General features: G+C 64.8%; 3 protein-coding genes. All 3 read right to left on the bottom strand.

Going from position 1 to position 2,859, the window contains the following annotated elements; translation table 11 throughout:
- Positions 1 to 396: ATP-binding cassette domain-containing protein (locus EOA28_RS31375; protein ID WP_148670972.1), on the bottom strand; the 396-nt coding region annotated here is incomplete at its 3' end.
- A 61-nt stretch (positions 397 to 457) separates the two neighbouring features.
- Positions 458 to 1,339, bottom strand: coding sequence for a 5-formyl-3-hydroxy-2-methylpyridine 4-carboxylate 5-dehydrogenase (gene fhmpcd1, locus EOA28_RS31370; RefSeq protein ID WP_245501643.1), 882 nt, complete (start codon positions 1,337 to 1,339; stop codon positions 458 to 460).
- A gap of 48 nt (positions 1,340 to 1,387) precedes the next feature.
- The coding region (locus tag EOA28_RS31365; protein WP_245501642.1) for a GMC family oxidoreductase N-terminal domain-containing protein at positions 1,388 to 2,859 on the bottom strand (1,472 nt) is incomplete at its 5' end.

The following is a 2,859-nucleotide window of genomic DNA, read 5'->3' as shown; positions in this document are numbered from 1 at the left end:
CGCCCGCAACTGCGCGCGCGAGAGCGACTTGTCGGCAATGCCAAGCAGCATCGACGCGTTGTCGACGGCATTCTTCCAGGGAAGCAGGTTGGCCTCCTGGAAGACGAGGCCGATCATGCGCTTGCGCGCCGCCTCGACTGGCGAAACCCCGGCGATCGAAACGCTGCCGCTTGTCGGATCGACGAGCCCGGCCAGAATCTTGAGCAAGGTGCTCTTGCCGCAACCGGAAGGGCCGATGAGGGAGACAAACGATCCCTTCGGTACCGAAAGATTGATGTTTTGCAGAACCAGTTGCTTGGCCAGCGTCACCGAAACGCCTTGGGCGGAGATCAGGTCGTCATGGTGGCGGATATGGGCCGGCCGGCCGCCTGCTGGTCGAATGGGTTCAATGCGCATGGCTTGCCCCTCCATGCGGCACCCAAATCCGGCCGGCCTTGTGAGCATGATAGGCCATCGGCTACTCCCGTCCTTCCAGGATGCGCCGCACCGCGACGAGCTTGCGCGCCCGTTCGCCTTGCAGCGCCTTGATCTGCTCGGGCGTGTAGGAGAACATCCCCTCGCCAGACTTGATGCCGAACTTCGACGCGTTGGTCTTTTCCAGCACCATCGGCGCGACATCGTCGCGGTTGGAAAGATCGGCGTTGAGGAAGGACGAGACGGACTTGTAGATATCGAGGCCCGCCATATCGAGCAGCGCCATCGGCCCGACCACGGCGATCTTGTAGCCGATGCCCCAGGACACGCAGGTGTCGAGGTCTTCCGGCTCGATGACGCCGCGCTCGACAAGGTCGACCGCCTCGCGCAGCAGCGCATAGAGCACGCGGTTCTCGACGAAACCCGGAACGTCCTTCTTCACCACCACCGGCAGCAGGCCGATCGAGCGGATCAGGTCGCGGATCGTCGCCACGGTTTGCGGCGCGGTCTTCTCGCCGGCGATCACCTCGATCATCGGGATGATGTGCGGCGGGTTCGACCAGTGCATGCCCACCATCCGCTCCGGATGCGAGATATTCGCCTGCAGCTTGGTGATCGGGATACCCGACGTGTCGGACGCCACGATCGTGTCCGCCGCTATCAGCCCATCGATGGCGCGATAGACATCGGCCTTGATCGAAATGTTCTCGGGAACGTTCTCGATGACCAGGTCGGCGCCCGATACCGCGTCGGCTATGTCATCGGTGAAGCGAACCGTTCCGGCGCCGGCCGGGGGCGGCGCGATGCCCAGGGAATCGAGCACGGCTTCGGCCACGCCCAGCATGGTTCCAGCCCGCTCGACCGCCGCCGGAGCGACATCGTAGGCCACGACCTGAAGGCCACCTCTGGCGAGCCGCGCGGCCATGCCGGGCCCCATCGTGCCCAGGACCAATGATGGCGATACGTTGGATCATCACGCTGCCCTGCTTTCGGTTGCTGCTTTTGTTTCCGCGACAAGGTCGGCGGCCTTCTCGGCAATCATGATCACTGCCGCGTTGATGTTTCCGCAGACGAGGTCGGGCATGACGGAAGCATCCACCACGCGCAGGCCATCGACGCCGCGAACTCGCAGTTGCGGATCTACGACCGAGGCCGCGTCCGCGCCCATCCGGCAGGTGCCGGCCGGATGATGCACGGTGATGGAGGTCTTGCGGATATGCTCATCGATCTCGTCGTCGCTCTGGCACTTGGGACCGGGGAAGAACTCCGCCTCGATGAAAGGCTGCATGGAAGGTTGCGCCGCGAGATCCCTTGCCACCCGGAAGCCGGCCCGCAGCGATTGCCAGTCCTTCGGCGAGGCCAGGAAATTCTGGTGGATCAGGGGCGCCGCGGAAGGATCGGCCGAGGCGAGTTTCACCGCGCCGCGACTCTCGGGCTGCGTGGCCACCACGCGCGTTGCGAAACCATCGGGAAACGGTTCCTTGAATGGCCTGAAATAGGGCCATGCGGCGAGTGGAGCCGCAGTGAAGAGCAGTTGCACATCCGGCAACGGCCGGTCCGGACCGCTTTTCAGGAAGGCGACGACCCCGCCGGGCACATCGCCCGAAAAACCGCGCCCCGTAAGGTAGGTCTTGGCGAAATCCAGCCCGATGCGATCGGCGCGCATGTTGTGCAGGAACGGCCCCGTGCCGCGGCGTCGGTACATGAGAATGACCGAGACGTGATCCTGCAGGTTCTTGCCGACCGCGGGCAGGTTGACGCGTGTCTGGATGCCGTGCGCCGCAAGCTCGTCCGGCGCCCCGATGCCGGAAAGCATGAGCAGTTGCGGCGTGTTGATCACCCCGCCGGAAAGCAGCACTTCCCTGCGTGCGATGACCGTCCGTTCACTGCCGCGATGGTTAATCGTCACGCCGGTGGCGCGCGTGCCTTCCAGGATGATCTTGGTCGCCGTCGCTTCGGTGAGGACGGTGAGATTGGGCCGCCGCAGGACCGGCCGCAGATAGGCCGACGCGGTCGAGCTGCGCCGCCCCTTGGAGATCGTCATCTGCAGGCGGCCGAAGCCTTCCTGCCGCTCGCCATTGTAGTCGTCGGTCTGCGGGTAGCCTGCCTGCACGCTGGCCTGCGCAAACGCCTCGATCAGCGTGTCCTTGTAGCGGCAGAACTGGGTATTCACCGGACCGGACCCGCCGCGAAAGCGACTCTCGCCCCCTTCCCAGCTTTCCTGTTTCCGGAAATAGGGCAGGACCTTGTCATACGACCAGTCGCTTAGCCCGCTGGCGGCCCAGCGGTCGTAGTCGCCGCGATTTCCGCGCACATAGGCCATGGCGTTGGTCGACGACGATCCGCCGATGACCTTGCCGCGCGCGCACTCGACCCTGCGCCCGCCGACATTGTCCTCCGGCTCGCAGAAATACATCCAGTCGTGCCGGCGCTCGGTCAGGATCT

Source organism: Mesorhizobium sp. M2A.F.Ca.ET.067.02.1.1 (genome assembly GCF_004023285.1).
Taxonomy (GTDB): domain Bacteria; phylum Pseudomonadota; class Alphaproteobacteria; order Rhizobiales; family Rhizobiaceae; genus Mesorhizobium.
The sequence above is the reverse complement of the archived record's forward strand: the minus strand, read 5'-3'. Positions and strand labels throughout refer to the sequence as shown.